This window comes from Acinetobacter sp. V115_6 (assembly GCF_031799025.1).
In the GTDB taxonomy this organism is placed as follows: domain Bacteria; phylum Pseudomonadota; class Gammaproteobacteria; order Pseudomonadales; family Moraxellaceae; genus Acinetobacter; species Acinetobacter pittii.
The window spans coordinates 175,948-197,997 of the sequence record NZ_JAVQNO010000017.1 but is presented as its reverse complement, the minus strand read 5'-3'; the positions used below and the strand labels follow the sequence as shown (position 1 = coordinate 197,997).

Sequence of the window (22,050 nt, the reverse complement as noted above, 5' to 3'; positions counted from 1 at the left end):
CAGTTTTATTAATATACTGTGTGGCAGAAGAATACTATCGATCAGTTATTTTAAATAAAAGTTTTAAGCATCATTTCGTAAATTAGAAAAGACGATACTTTTTATATCCTTGAATTGAGCATAGACTTAGCAGAAATAACTATTAAATAAATATTGATAAAATACTAATATATTTGAATTTCTCTACATAAAACTTTAAATTAGCTCTTATTGAGATATGTTTATTTTTTAAACTTTTTGAAATCTATTTAATTCATAAATTAACATGTTGTATGTGGTTGTATATACATAGCATGTCAACTAAAATACCTTTTTGCCTGCTGCCTTTTTGAGTAATTAGTTATGCCCAGAACATCAAAACAAGAACATACTGAGCTTTCGATTGAAGCTGATAGTCCAGTTCCTTTATATCAGCGCGTCAAACAGCTGATTTCACAAAAGATTTATGAAGGTTCGTGGGCTGTAAATAAAAAAATTCCTTCGGAAAGTGAACTGGTTAATCAACTCGGCTGTAGCCGTATGACGGTAAACCGTGCGCTACGTGAGTTAACAACAGAAGGCTTACTTGTTCGAATTCAAGGCGTTGGTTCTTTCGTGGCTGAAGGGCAAGGCCGAACTGCACTTTTTCAGATTAATAATATTGCCGATGAGATTATTGCACGAAACCATAAGCACCACGCTGAAGTTTTGGTCTTAGAACAAATTTATGCAAATGCAGAACAAAGCGTGTTAATGCAGACTCGCGAAGGGCAAAGATTATTTCACTCGATTATTGTGCATTATGAAAATGATGTACCTGTTCAGGTCGAAGATCGTCTGGTTGATGCAGCATTGATTCCAGATTATTTAGAACAAGATTTTAAAACCATTACTCCAAATGCTTACCTCATGGCAAAAGCACCCGTGACGGAAGGTGAACACATTGTTGAGGCCGTTTTAGCATCACCTCAAGAGTGCAAGTGGTTAAAGATTACTAAAGCTGAGCCATGCTTACTCATTCGTCGCCGCACATGGTCAAATAAACAACTCATTTCAAGTGCACGATTAATTTATCCGGGCAGTCGCTATTATCTCGAAGGGAAATTTAATCCATGATTGAATTGATCAGGGCCGATCAATATACAAAAATGCTTTGGAAAAATGGTGCGGGTTTTACTTTGGAAATTGCCAGAAGCCAAGGTGAGGCTGATTTCGATTGGCGTATTTCGATGGCAGATGTGACCACTTCCGGACCATTTTCACTATTTCCCAATAAGCAGCGCATTATTAGCGTACTTGATGGACAGGGCATGGTATTACATGTCGATGATCTTCCTGCCAAAAAGCTGAACCAAGGCGATATTTTTGCATTTCATGGTGAAAGTCAGGTCAAAAGTGAATTGGTCGATGGGGCAATTCGGGACTTAAATTTAATTTATGATCCTGCAAAGTTCCATGCCCGTTTTCAGCGGTTGAATGATACGGCGAAGCAGATATTTATAAGCTCGGCAGACCTGATTTTTATTTTTAATCAGGGCGCTGAAACGGAAGTAAATGTTGATGATCATTCCTTTCAGATTGCTGCTACTGAGACTTTAAAAATTGAAAAAAATAGTGGGGTAACATCGGTTCATTTTACGCAAAATCAGCCAAACAGTTGTTATGTTATTGAGCTAATTCAACGTTAAAACTTAAGTAATTTACTTATTTGAAAGCACATGTCTAGTGAAAAGATATGTGCTTTTTTTATGCTAGATACAAAAATAAATTAATTTAATTCATAAGCTTATTCAATTCCTTTAAAAAAATGTGGGCAAGCCTCTTCACGCCGGAGAATATTTGTGTAGTATATGGATGTATATACAAGTTAATACATTACTATACAAATGCAGAAACAAGTGATGTTCTGCTGATGTAAGCTCAAAGGAAGGAGTCCGCCTGTGACAACAATGACAACAAAATTTCGTGATGTAGAAATTCGTGCGCCACGCGGCACTGAATTGACGGCTAAAAGTTGGTTAACTGAAGCTCCATTACGTATGTTGATGAATAACCTTGATCCGGACGTTGCAGAAAACCCGAAAGAGTTGGTTGTATACGGTGGTATTGGCCGTGCAGCACGAAACTGGGAATGTTTCGACAAAATTGTAGATACTCTAAAAAATCTTGAAACTGATGAAACATTATTAGTTCAATCAGGTAAGCCAGTAGGCGTATTTAAAACTCATAAAGATGCTCCACGCGTTTTAATTGCAAACTCAAACCTTGTACCGCACTGGGCAAACTGGGAACACTTCAACGAGTTAGATGCAAAAGCTTTGGCGATGTATGGTCAAATGACAGCAGGTTCGTGGATCTACATTGGTAGCCAAGGCATTGTGCAGGGTACTTATGAAACTTTCGTTGAAGCAGGTCGCCAACACTACAACGGTGACCTAAAAGGCCGTTGGGTTCTTACTGCTGGTTTAGGTGGTATGGGTGGTGCTCAGCCTTTAGCTGCAACACTTGCAGGTGCGTGTTCTTTAAACATTGAATGCCAACAAGCAAGTATCGATTTCCGTTTACGTACCCGTTATGTAGACGAACAAGCAACTGACTTAGACGATGCTTTAGCGCGTATTGACCGCTATACAAAAGAAGGTAAAGCAATTTCAATTGCGCTTCATGGTAACGCTGCTGAAATTTTACCTGAGCTTGTACGTCGTGGTGTACGTCCAGACATGGTGACTGACCAAACAAGTGCGCACGATCCCCTTAATGGCTACTTACCAGTAGGTTGGACTTGGGATGAATACCGTGCACGCGCGAAAACCGAACCAGAAGCTGTTGTAAAAGCTGCAAAACAGTCGATGGCAAAACACGTACAAGCGATGCTTGATTTCCAAAAAATGGGTGTCCCAACATTTGACTATGGCAATAACATCCGTCAAATGGCGAAAGATGAAGGCGTAGCAAACGCTTTTGATTTCCCTGGCTTCGTACCTGCATACATCCGTCCATTGTTCTGCCGTGGTATTGGTCCATTCCGTTGGGCTGCGCTTTCTGGTGACCCAGAAGACATTTATAAAACAGATGCCAAAGTTAAAGAGTTAATTCCTGATGATGAACATTTACATCACTGGTTAGACATGGCACGTGAACGTATTAGCTTCCAAGGCTTACCAGCGCGTATTTGCTGGGTTGGTTTAGGCTTACGTGCAAAACTTGGTTTGGCATTTAACGAAATGGTTCGTAGCGGTGAATTATCAGCTCCAGTTGTGATTGGTCGTGACCATTTAGACTCAGGTTCGGTTGCAAGTCCAAACCGTGAAACTGAAGCAATGCAAGACGGATCAGATGCAGTATCAGATTGGCCTTTATTAAACGCGTTGCTCAATACAGCAGGCGGCGCAACTTGGGTGTCTTTACATCACGGTGGTGGTGTAGGTATGGGCTTCTCTCAACACTCAGGCGTTGTGATTGTGTGTGATGGTACAGATGAAGCTGCTGCACGTATTGCTCGCGTACTGACCAATGACCCTGCAACAGGTGTTATGCGTCATGCCGATGCAGGTTATGAGATTGCGATTAACTGTGCGAAAGAGCAAGGCCTACACTTGCCAATGATCACGCAATAAAAATACACGGAAGAACTGGCGGTGCTTTTTGCAATTGTGAAAAGCACCGTCTCAGCAGAATATAGTGCAAAAAATTAGGAAGCCAACATGGAATTACTGATCCAACCGGGAAAACTAACCTTAGCCGATTTACGTCAAGCTTACCTCAACCCAATTAAAGTTAAATTAGATGAAAGTGCTTCATCTGCAATCAATGCAAGTGTGGCTTGTGTAGAGCAGATTGTAAATGAAGGGCGTACAGCTTACGGCATTAATACTGGTTTTGGTTTACTTGCTTCGACCAAGATTGCTCCTGAAGATTTAGAAAAATTACAACGTTCATTGGTTCTTTCACATGCGGCAGGTGTAGGTGAAGCACTTGATGATGCAATGGTTCGTTTAATTATTCTATTGAAAGCAAATAGCTTGGCGCGTGGTTTCTCTGGTATTCGTCGTAAAGTGATTGATGCTTTGTTGGCTTTAATTAATGCCGAAGTTTATCCACATATTCCACTGAAAGGTTCAGTAGGTGCTTCAGGTGACTTGGCACCACTTGCACACATGTCTTTAGTGTTACTTGGTGAAGGTAAAGCGCGTTATAAAGGTGAATGGTTACCAGCAGTTGAAGCTTTAAAAGTTGCAGGTTTAGAACCTATTTCTTTAGCAGCTAAAGAAGGTTTAGCTCTTTTAAATGGTACACAAGTTTCAACTGCTTATGCTTTACGCGGCTTATTTGAAGCGGAAGATTTATTTGCAGCTGCAACTGTTTGTGGTGGCTTAAGCGTTGAAGCAATGCTAGGTTCACGTGCACCATTCGATGCTCGTATTCACGAAGTACGTGGTCAACGTGGCCAAATTGATGTGGCTGCGGCTTATCGTGATCTCTTAACAGACTCAAGTGAAATTGCACATTCACACGAAGACTGTAGCAAAGTTCAAGACCCATACTCTTTACGTTGCCAACCACAGGTGATGGGCGCATGTTTAACCCAAATCCGTCAGGCTGCTGAAGTATTAGAAATTGAAGCAAATGCTGTATCTGATAACCCGCTTGTGTTTGCTGAACAAGGTGACGTGATTTCTGGTGGTAACTTCCATGCAGAACCTGTTGCAATGGCAGCTGATAATCTAGCTTTGGCAATTGCAGAAATTGGTTCACTGTCTGAACGTCGTATTTCAATGATGATGGACCGTCATATGTCACAGCTTCCACCGTTCTTGGTGGCAAATGGTGGTGTTAACTCGGGCTTTATGATTGCTCAAGTTACCGCTGCTGCTCTTGCAAGTGACAATAAAGCGCTTGCACATCCGGCAAGTGTTGATAGTTTGCCGACCTCTGCCAACCAAGAAGACCATGTATCAATGGCTCCGAATGCGGGTAAACGTCTTTGGTATATGGCTGACAACGTCCGTGGCATTTTAGCTGTTGAATGGTTAGGCGCTTGTCAGGGTCTAGACTTCCGTGAAGGCTTAAAAAGCTCGCCTAAACTTGAACAAGCTCGTAAAATCTTGCGCGCTCAAGTGCCTTACTACAGTGAAGACCGTTTCTTTGCTCCTGATATTGAGCAAGCAAGTGAATTACTCTCAAGCGGCTGCTTAAACGAGTTAATTATTCCAAAACTACTCCCTAGTTTATCTGAAGTGTGATTGATAAAACGGTCACATGGAGTGGCCGAATCTAACTAAATATCCTCAAGGATTGGAGATTATAATGTCACAAAACTCCACACTACAGCGGGGTTTAAACACCCGCCACATTCGTTTCTTGGCATTGGGCTCAGCAATTGGAACTGGGCTTTTCTATGGTTCGGCAACTGCAATTAAAATGGCAGGGCCTTCAGTATTACTGGCGTATATCGTTGCAGGGATTGCAATTTATATCGTTATGCGCGCATTGGGTGAAATGGCTGTCCAAAACCCTGTCTCTGGTTCATTTAGCCACTATGCTTCACAGTACATTGGTCCATTGGCTGGCTTTACGACAGGCTGGACTTATGTTTTTGAGATGATCATTGTGGCGTTGGCTGATGTCACTGCTTTTGGTATTTACATGGGGTTCTGGTATCCCGATGTACCACGGTGGATCTGGATTTTATCCCTGATTATGTTCTTGGGTGCAATTAACCTCATTCACGTTAAAGTCTTTGGCGAACTCGAGTTTTGGCTTTCTATTGTCAAGGTGAGCGCTATTGTTGCCATGATTTTAGGTGGAATCGGTTTAATGTTCTACGGCTTCCATGCTGACCATAGCAGTGTGGTACCGGGTATTCAAAACTTATGGATTTATGATGGCTTTATGCCGCATGGGATTGCAGGCTTAGTTGCATGTTTATCTGTGGTTGTATTTGCTTTCGGTGGTATCGAAATTATTGGTATTACAGCAGGTGAATCACAAGATCCGAAAACCACCTTACCTAAAGCAATTAATGCAGTTCCAGTACGTATTTTACTTTTCTATGTGTTGACCATTTTTGTACTGATGTCGATTTTCCCATGGAATCAAATTGGTAGCCAAGGTAGTCCATTTGTACAGATTTTTGAGAATTTGGGCATTCAATCAGCAGCTACAATTTTAAATATTGTCGTGATTACTGCTGCTGTTTCAGCGATTAATAGTGATGTATTTGGTGCTGGTCGTATGCTTTATGGCATGGCAAACCGTGGTCAAGCGCCTCGAGTTTTCCAGAAATTATCACGTAATGGTGTGCCATGGATGACTGTAGTGGTTATGGCTGGCGTGCTATTAATTGGTGTAGTGCTGAACTACCTGATTCCTGAAAATGTATTCATGATCATTGCCTCAATTGCAACTTTCGCAACCGTTTGGGTGTGGCTCATGATCTTGCTTTCGCAAGTCGCGATGCGCCGTAAGTTGTCTACTGCTGAAATTAAGGCATTGGATTTCCCCGTTATTGGTTGGCCGTATGCTCCTGCGTTTGCAATTGGTTTTATGGTATTCATTTTAGTCATGATGGGTTATTTCCCAGATTCACGCCCTGCAATTTATGTGGGAATCACATGGCTTGTTCTGTTAATGATCGCTTATCGTATTTGGGTCAAACCTCAGCAAAATTCGGGAAAGCAAAATAATTCAATTCCGCAAAATATCGAGATAGAAAGCTAACAAGTCAACTGCCCAATAGCTTTACTGTTGGGCAGTTTTGAGGAAAGGCGAATGAAAAAACTTTGGCAAAATTGCCACATTGCGACCATGCAAAATGGGCAATATTCCTATATTGAAGATGCAGCAATAGTCACAGAAGGGCATCTGATTCACTGGATTGGAAAACAACAACAACTTCCTGCCGACACTTATTCCGAAACAGTTAACTTAAATGGCGCTTGGGTAACCCCGGGGTTGATCGACTGTCATACGCATAGTGTTTTTGGTGGCAACCGTAGTGTTGAGTTTGAAAAACGCTTGCAAGGTGTGAGCTATGCTGAAATTGCAGCAAGCGGTGGTGGCATTGCCAGTACAGTACGTGCAACGCGTGAAGCCAGCGAAGAACAATTACTGAAATCAGCTCTTAAGCGTATTCGCTGTATGCAACAAGACGGCGTTACAACCATCGAGATCAAATCTGGCTACGGACTCAATTACGAAAATGAGCGCAAGATGCTGCGTGTGATCCGTCAAATTGGTGAAGCTTTACCAATGACGGTAAAAAGCACTTGCTTGGCTGCACATGCGTTACCGCCAGAGTACAAAGACCAAAGCGATGCTTATATCGAGCATATCTGTACAGAAATGCTGCCTAAACTGCATGCCGAAGGTTTAGTCGATGCAGTAGATGCATTCTGCGAGCATTTGGCATTTTCACCAGCTCAGGTTGAACGTGTTTTTAAAACGGCACAATCATTAGGTTTGCCCGTTAAGCTCCATGCTGAGCAGCTCTCATCGCTAGGTGGCTCAAGTTTGGCAGCACGTTATCATGCTTTGTCAGCCGACCATTTAGAGTACATGACCGAAGATGACGTCAAAGCAATGGCAGAGTCGGATACGGTTGCTGTGCTATTGCCGGGTGCCTTTTATTTATTACGTGAAACACAATATCCACCAGTTGAAAGTCTAATTAAACATGGCGTGCGTATTGCGTTATCGAGTGATTTAAACCCGGGGACATCTCCAGCACTTTCTTTACGTTTAATGCTCAACATGGGAAGCACGCTATTCCGTCTTACACCTGAGCAAGCATTAGCGGGTGTCACCATTCATGCTGCACAAGCGCTCGGTTTAGAACAAACCCATGGCAGTTTAGAGCAGGGTAAAGTCGCTGACTTTGTGGCTTGGGATATTGAGCATCCATCTGAAATTGTTTACTGGCTGGGCGGAGATTTGCCTAAGCGTGTCGTTCAGCATGGAAAAGAAGTTATTTTTTAAACGGTGGCACATGAATCACACATTTAAATGGCAAGGCCGACATGATGGCGAGGGTGAAGCACACCAACGTATTCACCATATTATGAATAAAACCCAACATGCTGAATTTGCCCTGATTGGTTTTAGTTCTGATGAAGGCGTGAAACGTAATAAAGGCCGAGTCGGTGCTGCCGATGCACCAGATGCAATCCGTAATCAGCTTGCCAACTTACCGATTCATCGTCCAGTCCGTATTGTCGATTTGGGTACAGTGACTTGCGAATATGACAATTTAGAGCAAGCCCAAACTGAGTTGGCGGAGCAAGTCGCAAACAGCTTGCAAAATGGTTTAAAGCCGATTGTATTGGGCGGTGGACATGAAGTTGCATTTGGTAGCTTTAGTGGTCTGTTCCAATATGTACAAGCCCACGCACCAGATAAAAAAATAGGCATTATTAATTTCGATGCCCATTTTGATTTGCGTGAGGCAGAGCATGCCACCTCTGGAACACCATTTTTACAGGCAGCTCGACTTTCAGAACAGCATCAAAAACAATTTAATTATTTATGTATTGGGGTCGCCAACCATGCCAATACTAAAGTTTTGTTTGATACAGCCGATGCTCTAAATTGTTCATATTTACGTGACCATGAGGTTAATATTTTTAACCTAAACAACGTGCTCGCGGCGGTTGACGCTTTTATTGAAAAAGTAGACTGCTTGTACGTTACGATTGATTTAGATGTCTTCGCGGCTGCGGTTGCACCCGGAGTCAGTGCGCCAGCTGTCAGAGGAATTGATTTAGCCACTTTTGAAGCAATTTTTAAGCATATTCAAGAGACTGGAAAAATTAAACTTTTAGATATTGCTGAATGCAATCCAAAATTTGATTTGGACAATAGAACTGCAAAGTTGGCTGCCTATATTGTTTATCAATATTTGTTTTCTTGAGAAACAATTTTTAATGTAAAAATTCAAAAGTGCACTGAGATCGTTCATGTGCACTTTTTTTAAGTTCTTGGTCTATTAAAGTCAGATGTGGAATATAGATAGCAACTATAAATAATATAATTAAAAAGAAAATTAATTTATAAAATCATTGAGTTAAAAAAATACTCGATTTTTACACCATTTTATATGCTGCTTGGCACGTAATTTGTTTTGTCTTTATTTTAACCTTTGTTAAATATTTCTGGATAATTAAATGAAAAACAGAACCTTACATTTTGCTTGTATCAGTGTTTTATTTTGGATGTCTCATTCTTCTAATGCTGCAACCCCCGAAATAAATACAAATACCATCGAAAAATCGCAATCTAAACAAAACAGTAATGTCTCTGTTCGGGTGAAAGCTTTAAACCAACTTTTACAGGAACAGTGGGAATATACTTTGAAAAATAGTCCTGAAACTGCAACTGTTTTAGGAGATTTACGCTACAACGATCGATGGACTGAGCTTTCAAAAAATCAGATCGAGAAAGATAAAAAAAGTACGCAAAATTTTTTAAAACGTTTTGAAGCAATTGATAGCACAGGGTTTTCAGCAACTGATCAATTAAATAAAGATTTAATGATTTATCAGTTGAAAGAAACACTTAAAAATTATGATTTGAAACTCTATGAGATGCCTTTTAATCAAATGTGGGGGCTACATTTACAATTTCCGGGATTTATTAGTTCGATTCCATTTAATAATGCTAAGCAATATCAAGACTATATTTCTCGTTTAAAACAAATTCCTCTTATTCTTGATCAAGGTATTCAGTTAGCGAAACAAGGACAAAAAGATGGTTTGGTGCCACCCAAATATTTAATTGAAAAGGTGGCAAAGCAGATTAATAGTATTGCAACTCCCGCAGGGAAAGACAGTGTGTTTGCTTCTCCATTAAAGCAATTTCCAAAAAATATTTCGAAAGCAGAACAAGAGCGTTTAAGCCGTGAAATACTACAGGCCATAGATCAAAATGTTCGACCTGCCTATCAAAAACTCGGGACGTTTATTCAGAAAGATTACTTACCCTATGGACGACAACACGAGGGTATATGGAGCTTGCCAAACGGTGACGAGCTCTATCGTTTTTATGTAGAAAATAATACGACCACCCTAGAAAGCCCTGAAATTATTCATCAGCTCGGACTAAAAGAAGTTACGCGTATAGAAGCGGAAATGCTTAAAATTGCCAAAGCGCAAGGTTTCAATGACTTAAAAAGTTTTCAACAATCCTTAAAAAAAAATCCAGCGGTTTTCCCAAAATCTCGTGAAGAAATTTTAGATATATATCGCGGGTATATTGCCCAAATGCAACCAGAGCTGCCGAAGCTCTTTGGTTTATTACCCAAAAATAAAGTCGAGGTTTTGCCTGTAGAGCAATATCGAGAAAAAGAAGCGGCAGGTGCGGAGTATCACCAAGGCACGCCTGATGGTTCACGCCTCGGACAAGTGTATGTAAATACTGGTGACTTCTCTGAACGTTCCAAAATATCAATGGAATCGACCGCTTATCATGAAGCAATTCCCGGCCACCATATGCAGATTGATATTGCCCAAAACCTGCCAAATTTGCCTATGTTTCGGAAGCAGCCGAATCACACCGCCTATATTGAAGGATGGGCACTTTACGCAGAGCAGTTGGGTAAAGATGTGGGTTTCTATAAAGACCCGCTTTCAGACTACGGGAGACTATCGAGTGAGTTGTTTCGTGCTTGCCGTTTAGTGGTTGACACTGGGGTACATTATAAAAAATGGACCCGTCAGCAAATGATTGATTTTATGCGAGAACACTCTGCTTTAGACGAGCCTGATATTCAGGCAGAGGCAGATCGCTATATTGCTATTCCTGCCCAAGCATTAGCGTATAAGATGGGACAACTGAAAATTTTAGAGCTTCGAGAGCTAGCCAAACAAGAGCTCGGAGACCGTTTTGATATCAAAGCCTTCCATGACATGATTTTAAATGCAGGAACATTGCCTTTAAATATTCTGGATGCGCGTATTAAAAATTGGATTAAGGAACAAAAAGTGGCAGCTTAAAATAAAATTCAAAATTTAGGTCAGGTCCTCGTTGGGCCTGATTTAAAAACCAATAGAAAACAGAATATAATTATAAAAAATATATTTTATTTCAGAACTTTAAAATGGAAAAATCTTTAAAAGAATACCAAGCTATTATTTTTGATATGGACGGTACTTTAGTCGACTCCTTTAGCTTCTTTTTAGGTGCTTTAAATCAGCTTGCCAAGAAGCATAAATTTAAATCTGTAGAGCTACATGAAGTAGAGCAGTACAAACATCTTTCACCAAAAGAAATTATGAAAGAGATGAATGTTTCTAGGTGGAAACTGCCTTGGATTGCCAAAGATTTCATTCGTTTAATGAAAGAAAGAGACCAAGAAGTTTACATGTTTGAAGGCATGCGGGACCACTTAATTGAACTACATAATCGGGGATATACGCTCGCAATTATTACTTCAAACTCTAAAGAAAACTGTCAAAGTCTTTTGGGTGCAGAGCTATGTGAGCTTTTTGCTCATATTGATGGTGGCTCGTCTATATTTGGCAAAGCTAAACGAATTAAGCGTGTTCTAAACATTTTGAATTTAAATAAAGAGCAGGCCATTTATGTCGGAGACCAAACGACTGATGGCGAAGCTGCACATAAAGCAGGCATTGATTTTGCTGCGGTAGGTTGGGGGTATACATCGGCTGAAAAATTAAAAACCATTCAGCCCAAAGTCGTGCTCAATGACTTGGCAACCATGAAAGAATTTTTCTAAATATATGAAATGCAGGACAAACCATGAATAACAATAACAACCCGATTGGAATGATTGATTCTGGTTTAGGCGGGCTGTCTCTATTTAAGTACATTCGGCAGGCCCTTCCGAATGAAGACATTATCTATTTCGCTGACTCGAAATATGTCCCGTATGGAGACAAAGAAAGCGACTGGATTGTTTCACGAACCACGCATTTAATTTCAAATCTAGTTGCACAGGGTAAATGTAAGGCGATCGTGATTGCTTGTAACACCATGACGGCTGTAGCGATTGAAACAATCAGAGCACAAATTAGTGTTCCACTTATTGCGATAGAACCAGCGGTAAAACCCGCGGTAGCAATGACTGTGAGCAAGCATATTGCTGTTTTGGCAACTGCCACCACAGTGAAGGGCAAAAACTTAAAAAGTTTAATTGAAACGTATGCCCAAGATATTAAAGTGTCTTTGGTGCCTTGTATTGGCTTAGCCGAAAAAATCGAAACGGGCAAAGCGCATACAGCGGAAGTTAAGGATTATTTGAAAAATATTTTGGCGCCGTTAGTCGAGCAAAAAGTCGATACGATTATTTTAGGATGCACACACTATCCATTTGTCTCAGACACGATTCAGGAAATTGTAGGCCGTGATATCCAAATTATTGAGCCTTCGGAAGCTGTAACAGCGCAATTAATTCGGCAGCTCAAACAATATCATTTAAGTTCTGAAAGTCCAAATGAGGGAAATCATATTATTTGGACCAGTTCAGACCCGTTGGAAGTTGCGGACGTGACTTTTTCTTTGTTAGGTACGCGATTACCCGTAAAGGCTATAGAAAAGTAAACTCTAGAAAAGATGATAAGAGGTATATACTTATCATCTTATATATTTACATAAACTGTTTAATTAGAATTAATGATAAATCTATTTTATTAACTAAATATATATAACCAAATTTTAAATTTTTAAATTTAATTAAAATTCGCAAATATAATAAAGATAATAATATTATTTAAACATTAGTTAAATTATTATATTTAAACTTTTTTTATTAAAATAAATTGACGTTCTTTATTATACCAATTATTATTTCGTTGCTGGCCTACATCGCCAGTCGGTTTTGACAGACCGTGTCTAGCGTGTCGGGTTATACTTTCTCAGTATTTCCCGTGTGGAACCTTTGTGCCCCCTTTTTCTCTATGGTAGGGCGGAAGGGGGACGCGTACGCGCGTGCTGATCGCTAGGCTCAGTCTGTCAACCCTCTTTCGTTCTGCCACCCTAATCAATTGACGGTGATTTGGTGGTAGGACTCCATTTTTAAGGAGTTGGCCATGCCACAATTTAAACTCATTTTCTCTCTCATTTAACTATTTTATTTATTTAAAATTTGGATTTTCTATGTCCTGATTTTTTAAATATATAAATTATTTTTATTTTATAATCTTAATTATTTTGTTTTCCTATTCTTGTGGGAGGATTAATTATTATTTAAAAAAATTATTTTAATATTTAAACGAATAATATTTTTATTTTATTTAAAGATATAAATAATCATGAGAATAATATGAAACTTCATAAATTTATATTGTTTTTAAACCTTGTGGTCGGTGCTTACAGTATTACAAATGATGATGCGAACGCTCAGCAGGAATTTAAAAGAATTTGTTCGTTAGGTGAACACAGGCAAGCCAGTTGCAATTGTATTTGCCAACAGCTTGCACAGGTGTATTCGCCTCAAACCGTACAACGTTTAAAACACACCAGTTTGCAAAGTCCTGATCTCCCACAGGACTTTGCCCCTAACTTGTTCGGCATCATTCGACGCTGCGACAAAACTGAAATGGGCTAAGTTCGCTTAGCTCCTTTATCTCTGTGTCGCAATGATCTCTCAAACTTTAAATCAGCGCAAAAGTAAAAGTCCGTTGTGACATAGGGTCCTAGGGGGTGTTCTGTATGTTCTGGTATGAACGCAATAAAAAAGCCCGCTATGCAGTTATACATATCGGGCTTAATCAATCAGTTATTAAAGCAAGTGATGCCTTAATAATGATCTTTTTGAATTACTCTACAGTTACTGACTTCGCCAAGTTACGTGGTTGGTCAACGTCTGTACCACGTAATACAGCAACGTGATAAGACAACAACTGAACTGGTACGCTATAAACGATTGGAGCTAGCCATTCGTTTACTGCTGGAATATGCACAACGTGTTGACGGTCTTTTTCATTGATTCCGCTATTTTCGTCAGCGAAAACAAATAATTCACCACCACGTGCCTGAACTTCTTCCATATTTGATTTGAGCTTATCAAGCATTTCATCATTTGGAGCAAGAATCACGATCGGCATTTCATTATCAACAAGTGCTAATGGACCGTGTTTTAACTCACCAGCTGCATAGCCTTCGGCATGAATATATGAAATTTCTTTTAGCTTTAATGCGCCTTCCAATGCGATTGGATAATTCGTACCACGGCCTAAGAATAAGCAGTGATTTTTTTCAACGAATAATTCAGACAAACGCAAAATTTCTGGATCATACTTAAGCGTATCAAGAATAACTTTCGGGCTGTGCCATAACTCACGTGTAATTTCTTCAAGCAGAGCAGGGCTAATACGTTGTTTCACTTGACCAATTTTCAAGATTAACAACATAAGCGCAGCGAGCTGAGTCGTGAACGCTTTAGTTGAAGCAACACCAATCTCAGGACCAGCAAGAGTCAATAAGTGATGATCAGTTTCACGAACCATTGAAGACGTTGCAACGTTACAAATAGTCAAAGTCTGAATATCGATATTGTTTGCTTTCGCACGCTTTTGAGTTTCACGTAGTGCAGCTAAAGTATCAGCAGTTTCACCTGACTGTGAAATACAAATATAAAGTGTATTTTCAACAATTACAGGAGTGCGATAGCGGAATTCACTTGCGATTTCAACTTGGCAAGGTACGCCAATCAGTTGTTCAAACCAATATTTCGCAATCATTCCTGAGTGGTAACTTGTACCACAAGCAATGATTTGTACGCTTTGAATTTTGTTGAAATCTGCATCAGCATTTTTCAAGAAATCATCACGTAAGCTATTGCCATCAAGCGCTTGAGAAATCGTTTGCTTGATTGCTTCTGGCTGCTCATAAATTTCTTTGAGCATGTAGTGCTTGTATTCACCTTTTGATGCACTGCTTACGGTTGCATCAAGCTCTCTTACTGGACGTTCAACGCGTTCGCCATTTGCAAATACTTCAATTGAAGTACGGGTAAGACGTGCAATATCACCTTCTTCAAGGTACATAAAGCGGTTAGTCACTGGTAAAAGAGCAAGTTGGTCTGAACTAATAAAGTTTTCACCAATACCTACACCAATCACGAGCGGTGAACCTTCACGTACAGTAATAAGTTCATCTGGGTAATCGCTATGGATAATACCTAGCGCGTAAGCACCTTTAAGCTGAGGTACAACAGTTTCAACAGCATCTAAAAGACTATCTGTGCTTTTTAGAGCTTCAGCAACTAAGTGTGCAACAACTTCAGTATCTGTTTGAGAAGTAAAAACATAACCTAATGCTTGAAGGTCGTCTTTTAATTCTTGGTAGTTTTCAATAATACCGTTATGTACAACAGCCACCTTACCAGACATATGCGGGTGAGCATTATTTTCAGTTGGTTTACCGTGTGTTGCCCAACGGGTATGTGCGATCCCGATAGCCCCTGTAAGTTGGTGTTCAGTCACTGCATCTGCAAGATTGATTACTTTACCTACACGACGCTCACGTAAAATTTGTTGGTTATTCAATAAAGCAACACCCGCAGAATCATAACCGCGGTATTCAAGACGTTTTAAACCTTCAATTAAAATCTCGGTTACACAACGTTCTGCAACGCCTCCGACGATACCACACATACTTCAATCCTCTTATTTTTTAACCTTTTGGGGACGTTGATAATTTGCTTTTGAAATTTGTTGCGCACGTTCAAAGGAGAGACTTTGTTCGGCTACATCTTTCGTAATCACAGAACCCGCACCAACTGTTGCGCCATTCCCAATGGTCACCGGAGCAACCAGCGAGCTATTAGAACCGATAAAAACGGCATCGCCAATAGTGGTTTTGTGTTTATTTGCACCGTCGTAATTACAAGTAATCGTACCTGCCCCAATATTCGATTCAGCACCGATTTCTGCATCACCTAAATAGGTGAAATGGTTAGCTTTACTACCCAATCCAATCGTTGTATTTTTAACTTCAACAAAGTTGCCGATATGTACTTCATTTGCCAATTTAGCGCCTGGGCGTAAGCGTGCAAATGGTCCAATTTGAGCATTTTCGCCTACAACTGCGCCATCAAAAACGCTATAGGCTTGAACTTTAGTTCCGGCTGCAATTTTGGTGTTCTTTAAAATACAACCAGCGCCGATTTCTACAAAATCGCCAAGTTCACAGTCACCTTCAATAATCACATTTACGTCAATACGAACGTCATGTCCAACTTTTACAGAACCGCGTAAGTCAAAGCGTGCAGGGTCTGCAAAAGTTACGCCTTGTTGCATAAGCTCTTTTGTTTGCTGTTGCTGGAACTCACGTTCAAGTGCAGCAAGTTGTAAGCGGTCATTGACACCTTCAACTTCAAAAGCGAGTTCTGGTTGAATAGATGCGATTTCTAGACCATCTGCAACAGCCATTGCTACGATGTCAGTTAGATAATATTCGCCTTGCGCATTTTCATTTGAAAGTTTAGGCAACCATTCATGAAGTTTTGCGTTGCTAACACAGTAAATACCTGTGTTGATTTCTTGAATCTGACGCTGAGCTTCTGTTGCATCTTTATGCTCAACAATCGCTTGAATCTTACCTTCTTGACGAACGATACGACCATAACCTGTTGGGTTGTCGACATGTAAAGTAATCATGCCAATGCCCGTTTTACTTGAAACTTCAACAAGTTGCTCTAGCGTTGTTTGACGTACTAAAGGTACATCACCATAAAGAATTAATGAAATACCGTCTTTAGGAAGTACGGGTAAAGTCATTTGTACCGCATGACCTGTACCTAGTTGTTCTGCTTGTTCAACCCATTGAATCTTTTCTTGTGCAAAAGTTTGTTTGACGTGGTCACCACCATGCCCATAAATCGTAATAATATTTTCTGCGTGTATTTTTTTTGCTGTTTGAATGACATGTCCTAGTAGCGGGCGACCAGCTAAAGGTTGCAATACTTTAGGTAGTTGTGAACGCATTCGCGTTCCTTTGCCTGCAGCAAGGATAATGACGGTAGTTGACATGAGTAAACCTACTTAAATGGCGTTACGCCCCAGAAAGTAATAAATATGATGATACAGAGTGCCGCCCAAAGCCCTGCAATGATGTCGTCTAGCATGATCCCGAAACCACCAGCAACTTTCTGGTCGGCAACGCGGATTGGCCAAGGTTTCCAAACATCAAATAGGCGGAATAAGCAAAAACCAATTAGTGCCCATTGTAACGACATTATATTAAAAAAGATTAAAGGCAGAAGAGTAATTGATTGTCCTGCAAATTCATCCCAAACAATTCGCCCATCATCATGAACATCAAGGACTTTTGCAGTTTGACCACAAATATAAATTCCTACCAAGGACATGATAAGGATAGCGATTAAGCTTAAGTTAAAGCCAAACGATAACCAGATTGGAACGAAAAGTAGGGCAAAGGCAGAGCCAAAAGTACCGGGAGCTTTAGGTGCGAGACCAGATCCGAAACCAACTCCACAGAAAACGATGCAGCGGTTGAACCAAGACATGTCCTTAAAATGAATCGGTGGCTTATGCAAAGTGTTGGTATCCATGAATTTGCAATGGGTAATCTGAACCCAAATGCTCAAAAGTTAGTTGTGTTTGCTCAACGATCTCTCCGATCATTGTAATCTTAATGTCTAGTTGTTTTTGCAAAAGTTTTTCATAATTTTGCGGTGTTATTGTAAAACATAACTCGTAATCATCACCACCAGCTAGCGCATATTGCCAGCGCTGTTGTTCTGGTAGTTCTTCTAGCATTGAATCAATCGGTAACTTTTCTAAAAGTAATCGGGCACCGACATTTGAAGCTTTTAAGATATGGCCTAAATCTTGGGCTAATCCATCAGAAATATCAATCATACTAGATGCTAATCCCTTCAGCTGTTGTCCAAGCTGACAACGTGGTGTCGGGTAGTCTAGTCTTTCTTGTAATGGATGACCTAGGTGCTGTAAACCATACGCGGCATCACCAACTTGACCGCTCACACAAACATAGTCACCGACTTTGGCACCTGAACGTAACACGGCTTGTCCGGTTTCAACCCAGCCCATGGCTGTGACAGTAATGGTGAGATGAGGGCCTTGGGTCGTGTCTCCACCAATGAGAGCAACCCCAAATTGATTACAGCAGTCATAAATTCCCTGACTGAATCCTTTAAGCCATCCATGATCAATTGTAGGTAGGCTGAGCGCCAGTAAAATACTATGCGGTTTTGCCCCCATTGCTGCAATATCTGAAAGATTGACAGCTACGCTTTTCCAGCCAATTGCATGGGCAGAGGTATCAAGAGGAAAATGACGTCCAGCAACGAGTGTATCTGCACAGATCACCAATTGTTGGTTTACGGGAGGGGTAATTAAGGCTGAGTCATCTCCAATACCCAAGGTGACATCTGTGTAAGATTGTCTGTTAAAGTATTGGTCAATAATAGAAAACTCAGCCATATCAACTTCAAACCTATTAGTTTGCTTGTTGTTTTTCAGCACTACGTAGTGTTGAACTTAAACGATCTAGAACGCCATTAATGTATTTATGGCTATCTGCTCCACCAAAGTGTTTAGCGAGTTCAATAGCTTCATCTAGAACTACTCGGTAAGGTACTTCTAAATGATCACGTAATTCGTAAGCACCCAAGCGTAATGTTGCTAGCTCTACACCATCAAGTGCACTAAGTTCACGGTCAAGTACCGGAATAAGTAATGCATCAAGATCTTCGTGCTGTGCAATCACTTGTGTTAGCAGTTCGTGATAGTAGTTTAAGTCTACCTTGTGCATTGCATTTTCAGCACGGGTGCGTGCTTCGATTTCATGTACAGGGTTGTGACTCATTTGCCACTCATAAATACCTTGTACAGCAAAACGACGTGCTTTACGTTTTGCTGCATAAGCGGCTTGCAGTGTTTGAGACATGCTTTAAATTGCCTTTAATAAATTAACCATTTCAATAGCAGTCAATGCAGCTTCGCTACCTTTGTTTCCTGCTTTTGTACCTGAACGTTCGATGGCTTGCTCGATGCTATCAGTAGTTAATACACCATTGATGACAGGCAAGCTGCTTTCTAACGCGACTACACCTAAACCTTTTGCACATTCACCTGCAACGAAGTCAAAATGTGGTGTGCTACCACGAATAACTGCGCCAAGTGCGATAATGGCATCAAACTGGTTTGATGTAGCTAATTTTTTAGCAACAATCGGGAGTTCCCATGCGCCAGGAGCGTGAATAACAGTAATGTTATCTTCATTTACACCATGACGTTTTAATGTGTCGATTGCACCATCCAATAAGTGTTCAACAACAAAGCTGTTGAAACGACCCACTAAAATCGCATAACGACCTTCGCTTGCGAGATGTAATAAACCTTCAATACGGCGAATTGCCATAGCAACCTCGATTATTTCGTTGTGATTTGATCAGCAGTGGCATATTCCACTACTTCTAAATTAAAGCCAGATAAAGCATTGAAACGTAATGGTGAGCTAAGAAGCTTCATTTTTTCAACACCTAAGTCACGCAAAATTTGAGCACCGACACCAATGGTTTGATATTGATGTGAAAGTGCTGCATTGGATTTCACCGGTTTTGGCCTATTTAAATCATCCAACGCTGGTCCCAAGTCTTGCAAATGATCTTGACCGATCCAGACTAAAACACCGCGATCACTCGCTGCAATCGTCTGTAGGGCACGGTCTAAGTTCCACGCAGGTTCACCATCAGCTTTATTTAGCTTAAGCAAATCGCGAATTGGACTAAAACCATGCACACGTACTGTTGTAATACCTTCTTTTGGCTCGCCTTTAACTAAAGCCAAATGAATGTCCGGGTTACCAATCTCACGATAACGATAAAGTTCAAATGAACCATATTCTGTTTGAATGGTTTTTTGATCCAGACGTTCAACCGTTTGCTCATTGGTCATGCGGTAGTGAATCAAGTCCGCAATTGTACCAATTTTTAAGCCATGCTTCTCGGCAAAAATTTCTAAATCTGCACGGCGTGCCATTGTGCCATCTTCATTAATGATTTCACAAATGACAGAAGCTGGTTCAAGACCTGCTAAACGTGCTAAATCACAACCTGCTTCGGTATGGCCTGCACGATGTAAAACACCACCTGGTTGTGCCATTAACGGGAAAATATGACCCGGCTGTACGATATCAGTTGGTTTTGCATGCGCTGCGACAGCAGCTTGAATTGTATGTGCACGCTCTGCTGCTGAAATACCTGTGGTAATCCCTTCAGCGGCTTCGATTGATAAGGTAAAGTTTGTACTGTGCTGAGCACCGTTTTGGTCAACCATCAATGGAAGGTTTAACTGTTTACAGCGCTCACGGCTTAGCGTTAGGCAAACTAGACCACGTGCATGGGTAATCATGAAGTTAATATCTTCAGGACGAACATGCGTTGCTGCAATGACAAGATCACCTTCATTTTCGCGATCTTCGTCATCCATCAAGATAACCATTTTGCCTGCACGAATATCGGCGACAAGATCTTCAACACGACTCAGCGGCATTCGCTTTCACCTTTTTTTGTCGTAAGACAATTTCTATTTAATAAATTTTGCATAGTTTACGCTGTTTAGAGAATTTTGCCTATGATTCTGATTTATCCAAATTTGTGAACTCTAAGAATAGATCGAGAGTTATTTATACAAATAAATCATAAGAAAATGGAGTAGTTTTAAATAAAAGCTATGAATTTAAATAAAAAAACCTAGCCAAAAGGCTAGGTTCTGATGCGCGTAGTTACTTTTTATGAAGCTGCACTACTTGGACTATCATTTTGTGGGATTGATTTTTTCCCCATTAAAATTTCAGTCCGGATATTTTGGGCAAGTTCAGCACATTCTGCATTCATACCATTGATCATAAATGCATGACGTGTCATCACATTGCTTGGGTTTGGCATAGCAACAAGTTGGTAGCTGTCTTGAATTGCTTTGAGCTGTTCATTCTCAAGATATAAAGCAGATTCTTTAGCGTGAAGATGCTGTGCTAAACGTTGAGCGGCTTCTTTCGCATCGATTTGCATAGCTTCTACAGCATTACACGTTGCACTACGAGTTTGTAGCGCAAAGCGTTTATCTTCACGGTAACGTTTATATAAAACATCTGAAAGTAGTTGGAATACGGTTCCAATCATAAGTAGACATTCTACGGCATGCGTATGAGAGGTTGAAATCGCAAGTGTCGCGCCTTCGGCATTAAACTCATCTACTACTTCAATATCTGTGAGCTTCAATTGGTAATGCTTAACGCATAACTCAATACTCTTATTTAAAAAGAGCTGGCAGAGTTTGAAATAAGGAACAGATACCGATTGGTTAACACTGCTTAATAACTGTTTAGGGTCATAAAACTGAATATTGAGTGCCAACGTATGTTGGTCAGCTGAATCTGAAGTTTTCTCGGTTTGTTGGCGAGCTGCTGGTTTCGCTTTAGCTTGTTGCTGAGCTTGTGCAACCAACGTGACCGTATTTTGTTTTTCTAGAGCCAATGCTTGAGTTAACTGCTGAATTTCATGCTTCAAGCGGTTTTCTTCATTAATGCGTGCCAAATATTCGCTACGGGTTGGACGGGCAATCGCGCGATAGGCAAGCCACAATAAAACATGCAAAAACAGAGAAGCTAAAATTGCAAGCCATTGAGTACGAAGAATTTCTCCAATACTTGGCTGAATCAACGTAACTTCGATAGATCCCACTTTCTTTTCATTTTGAAGGGCATCACGAGCAAAAATTTCGCCTTGGCGGGTTTTTGAAATTCCGCTCGTTGCTAGAACCTGTTTGTTCGCATCAAGAATGCGAATAGACGCAACACTTGGATTGGTCGCATAGCGATTGGCAATCAGAGCTAAAGACACCGTATTAGCAGGTTCAAGCTCAGATAAGCTGTCTGCAACGAGCTGACTGGTCATGAGCTGACCTTGACTCGCACGGTTTTCATTAAGCTGGTGTGTCGTTGCAATGACCAATAAAAAGGTATGCAATGCAAAACTAACGATCAGTAGGCTAGCAAATAGCCCTTGTCTAGGCGCAATCAAGTTAAACTTCCAAGGCAATTATATTGAAATTCGATTATGATTCT

Annotated in this window: 18 protein-coding genes and 1 pseudogene; 11 read left to right on the top strand and 8 right to left on the bottom strand. The window is 40.5% G+C overall.

Translation table 11 applies throughout. The features are described 5' to 3' along the window. The first annotated feature begins 342 nt into the window (after positions 1-342). The 11 genes and pseudogenes from hutC to RMA94_RS05590 all read left to right on the top strand — a co-directional run bounded on the left by hutC (position 343) and on the right by RMA94_RS05590 (position 13,550). Positions 343-1,095: a histidine utilization repressor gene (gene hutC / locus RMA94_RS05640; RefSeq protein ID WP_086376018.1), complete on the top strand. Its 753-nt coding sequence runs from the start codon at positions 343-345 to the stop codon at positions 1,093-1,095. Next, on the top strand, positions 1,092-1,667 hold the full coding sequence (locus RMA94_RS05635) for a HutD family protein (protein WP_311082171.1): 576 nt from the start codon (positions 1,092-1,094) through the stop codon (positions 1,665-1,667). Before hutC ends, RMA94_RS05635 begins: the two co-directional genes overlap by 4 nt. A 261-nt stretch (positions 1,668-1,928) precedes the next feature. Beyond that, positions 1,929-3,596 carry a urocanate hydratase gene (hutU, locus tag RMA94_RS05630; RefSeq protein WP_080947673.1) on the top strand — a complete coding sequence of 556 codons (1,668 nt, stop codon included), beginning with the start codon at positions 1,929-1,931 and terminating at the stop codon, positions 3,594-3,596. An 87-nt stretch (positions 3,597-3,683) separates the two neighbouring features. Beyond that, positions 3,684-5,222 (top strand): histidine ammonia-lyase, encoded by a 1,539-nt coding sequence (gene hutH / locus RMA94_RS05625; protein WP_311082169.1) that lies wholly within the window; start codon positions 3,684-3,686, stop codon positions 5,220-5,222. 64 nt (positions 5,223-5,286) lie between these two features. Beyond that, complete coding sequence (locus tag RMA94_RS05620) at positions 5,287-6,699, top strand: amino acid permease (protein ID WP_005804358.1); 1,413 nt, start codon at positions 5,287-5,289, stop codon at positions 6,697-6,699. Between the two features lie 51 nt (positions 6,700-6,750). Then, a complete protein-coding gene (hutI, locus tag RMA94_RS05615; RefSeq protein WP_311082167.1) occupies positions 6,751-7,956 on the top strand; it encodes an imidazolonepropionase in 1,206 nt (401 codons plus the stop codon). 10 nt (positions 7,957-7,966) lie between these two features. Continuing rightward, positions 7,967-8,887, top strand: coding sequence for a formimidoylglutamase (hutG, locus tag RMA94_RS05610; RefSeq protein ID WP_311082166.1), 921 nt, complete (start codon positions 7,967-7,969; stop codon positions 8,885-8,887). A 253-nt stretch (positions 8,888-9,140) separates the two neighbouring features. Next, on the top strand, positions 9,141-10,967 hold the full coding sequence (locus RMA94_RS05605) for a DUF885 domain-containing protein (RefSeq protein WP_311082164.1): 1,827 nt from the start codon (positions 9,141-9,143) through the stop codon (positions 10,965-10,967). 104 nt (positions 10,968-11,071) lie between these two features. Beyond that, a complete protein-coding gene (locus tag RMA94_RS05600) occupies positions 11,072-11,710 on the top strand; it encodes an HAD family hydrolase (protein WP_005066675.1) in 639 nt (212 codons plus the stop codon). A gap of 23 nt (positions 11,711-11,733) precedes the next feature. Continuing rightward, entirely contained in the window at positions 11,734-12,534 is an 801-nt protein-coding gene (murI, locus tag RMA94_RS05595; RefSeq protein WP_005066677.1) for a glutamate racemase, read from the top strand. 721 nt (positions 12,535-13,255) lie between these two features. Further along, positions 13,256-13,550, top strand: a pseudogene (locus tag RMA94_RS05590) (hypothetical protein). Positions 13,551-13,751: 201 nt separating this feature from the next. On the opposite strand, the gene glmS reads toward RMA94_RS05590, so the two are convergent. The 8 genes from glmS to RMA94_RS05550 form a co-directional block, all read right to left on the bottom strand. Further along, positions 13,752-15,590, bottom strand: coding sequence for a glutamine--fructose-6-phosphate transaminase (isomerizing) (gene glmS / locus RMA94_RS05585; protein WP_311082162.1), 1,839 nt, complete (start codon positions 15,588-15,590; stop codon positions 13,752-13,754). Between the two features lie 12 nt (positions 15,591-15,602). Next, positions 15,603-16,967, bottom strand: coding sequence for a bifunctional UDP-N-acetylglucosamine diphosphorylase/glucosamine-1-phosphate N-acetyltransferase GlmU (glmU, locus tag RMA94_RS05580; protein ID WP_161282646.1), 1,365 nt, complete (start codon positions 16,965-16,967; stop codon positions 15,603-15,605). Between the two features lie 8 nt (positions 16,968-16,975). Beyond that, a complete protein-coding gene (locus RMA94_RS05575) occupies positions 16,976-17,509 on the bottom strand; it encodes a phosphatidylglycerophosphatase A (protein WP_311082161.1) in 534 nt (177 codons plus the stop codon). Continuing rightward, positions 17,487-18,404 (bottom strand): thiamine-phosphate kinase, encoded by a 918-nt coding sequence (gene thiL / locus RMA94_RS05570; RefSeq protein WP_130173123.1) that lies wholly within the window; start codon positions 18,402-18,404, stop codon positions 17,487-17,489. Before thiL ends, RMA94_RS05575 begins: the two co-directional genes overlap by 23 nt. 16 nt (positions 18,405-18,420) lie before the next feature. Further along, on the bottom strand, positions 18,421-18,870 hold the full coding sequence (gene nusB / locus RMA94_RS05565; RefSeq protein ID WP_002119137.1) for a transcription antitermination factor NusB: 450 nt from the start codon (positions 18,868-18,870) through the stop codon (positions 18,421-18,423). Between the two features lie 3 nt (positions 18,871-18,873). After that, positions 18,874-19,344 carry a 6,7-dimethyl-8-ribityllumazine synthase gene (gene ribE / locus RMA94_RS05560; protein ID WP_002119264.1) on the bottom strand — a complete coding sequence of 157 codons (471 nt, stop codon included), beginning with the start codon at positions 19,342-19,344 and terminating at the stop codon, positions 18,874-18,876. An 11-nt stretch (positions 19,345-19,355) separates the two neighbouring features. Next, the gene (gene ribBA / locus RMA94_RS05555) at positions 19,356-20,477 is read right to left on the bottom strand and encodes a bifunctional 3,4-dihydroxy-2-butanone-4-phosphate synthase/GTP cyclohydrolase II (protein ID WP_311082160.1); all 1,122 of its coding nucleotides are present in this window, start codon (positions 20,475-20,477) and stop codon (positions 19,356-19,358) included. A gap of 239 nt (positions 20,478-20,716) precedes the next feature. Continuing rightward, positions 20,717-22,024 carry a hypothetical protein gene (locus RMA94_RS05550; RefSeq protein WP_080947672.1) on the bottom strand — a complete coding sequence of 436 codons (1,308 nt, stop codon included), beginning with the start codon at positions 22,022-22,024 and terminating at the stop codon, positions 20,717-20,719. Positions 22,025-22,050: the final 26 nt, after the last annotated feature.

Bases quoted from the DNA above. Each gene is read 5' to 3' on its own strand.
- hutC (WP_086376018.1), top strand. From the start codon at position 343: ATGCCCAGAACATCAAAACAAGAACATACTGAGCTTTCGATTGAAGCT.
- RMA94_RS05635 (WP_311082171.1), top strand. From the start codon at position 1,092: ATGATTGAATTGATCAGGGCCGATCAATATACAAAAATGCTTTGGAAA.
- hutU (WP_080947673.1), top strand. From the start codon at position 1,929: ATGACAACAAAATTTCGTGATGTAGAAATTCGTGCGCCACGCGGCACT.
- hutH (WP_311082169.1), top strand. From the start codon at position 3,684: ATGGAATTACTGATCCAACCGGGAAAACTAACCTTAGCCGATTTACGT.
- RMA94_RS05620 (WP_005804358.1), top strand. From the start codon at position 5,287: ATGTCACAAAACTCCACACTACAGCGGGGTTTAAACACCCGCCACATT.
- hutI (WP_311082167.1), top strand. From the start codon at position 6,751: ATGAAAAAACTTTGGCAAAATTGCCACATTGCGACCATGCAAAATGGG.
- hutG (WP_311082166.1), top strand. From the start codon at position 7,967: ATGAATCACACATTTAAATGGCAAGGCCGACATGATGGCGAGGGTGAA.
- RMA94_RS05605 (WP_311082164.1), top strand. From the start codon at position 9,141: ATGAAAAACAGAACCTTACATTTTGCTTGTATCAGTGTTTTATTTTGG.
- RMA94_RS05600 (WP_005066675.1), top strand. From the start codon at position 11,072: ATGGAAAAATCTTTAAAAGAATACCAAGCTATTATTTTTGATATGGAC.
- murI (WP_005066677.1), top strand. From the start codon at position 11,734: ATGAATAACAATAACAACCCGATTGGAATGATTGATTCTGGTTTAGGC.
- glmS (WP_311082162.1), bottom strand. From the start codon at position 15,590: ATGTGTGGTATCGTCGGAGGCGTTGCAGAACGTTGTGTAACCGAGATT.
- glmU (WP_161282646.1), bottom strand. From the start codon at position 16,967: ATGTCAACTACCGTCATTATCCTTGCTGCAGGCAAAGGAACGCGAATG.
- RMA94_RS05575 (WP_311082161.1), bottom strand. From the start codon at position 17,509: ATGGATACCAACACTTTGCATAAGCCACCGATTCATTTTAAGGACATG.
- thiL (WP_130173123.1), bottom strand. From the start codon at position 18,404: ATGGCTGAGTTTTCTATTATTGACCAATACTTTAACAGACAATCTTAC.
- nusB (WP_002119137.1), bottom strand. From the start codon at position 18,870: ATGTCTCAAACACTGCAAGCCGCTTATGCAGCAAAACGTAAAGCACGT.
- ribE (WP_002119264.1), bottom strand. From the start codon at position 19,344: ATGGCAATTCGCCGTATTGAAGGTTTATTACATCTCGCAAGCGAAGGT.
- ribBA (WP_311082160.1), bottom strand. From the start codon at position 20,477: ATGCCGCTGAGTCGTGTTGAAGATCTTGTCGCCGATATTCGTGCAGGC.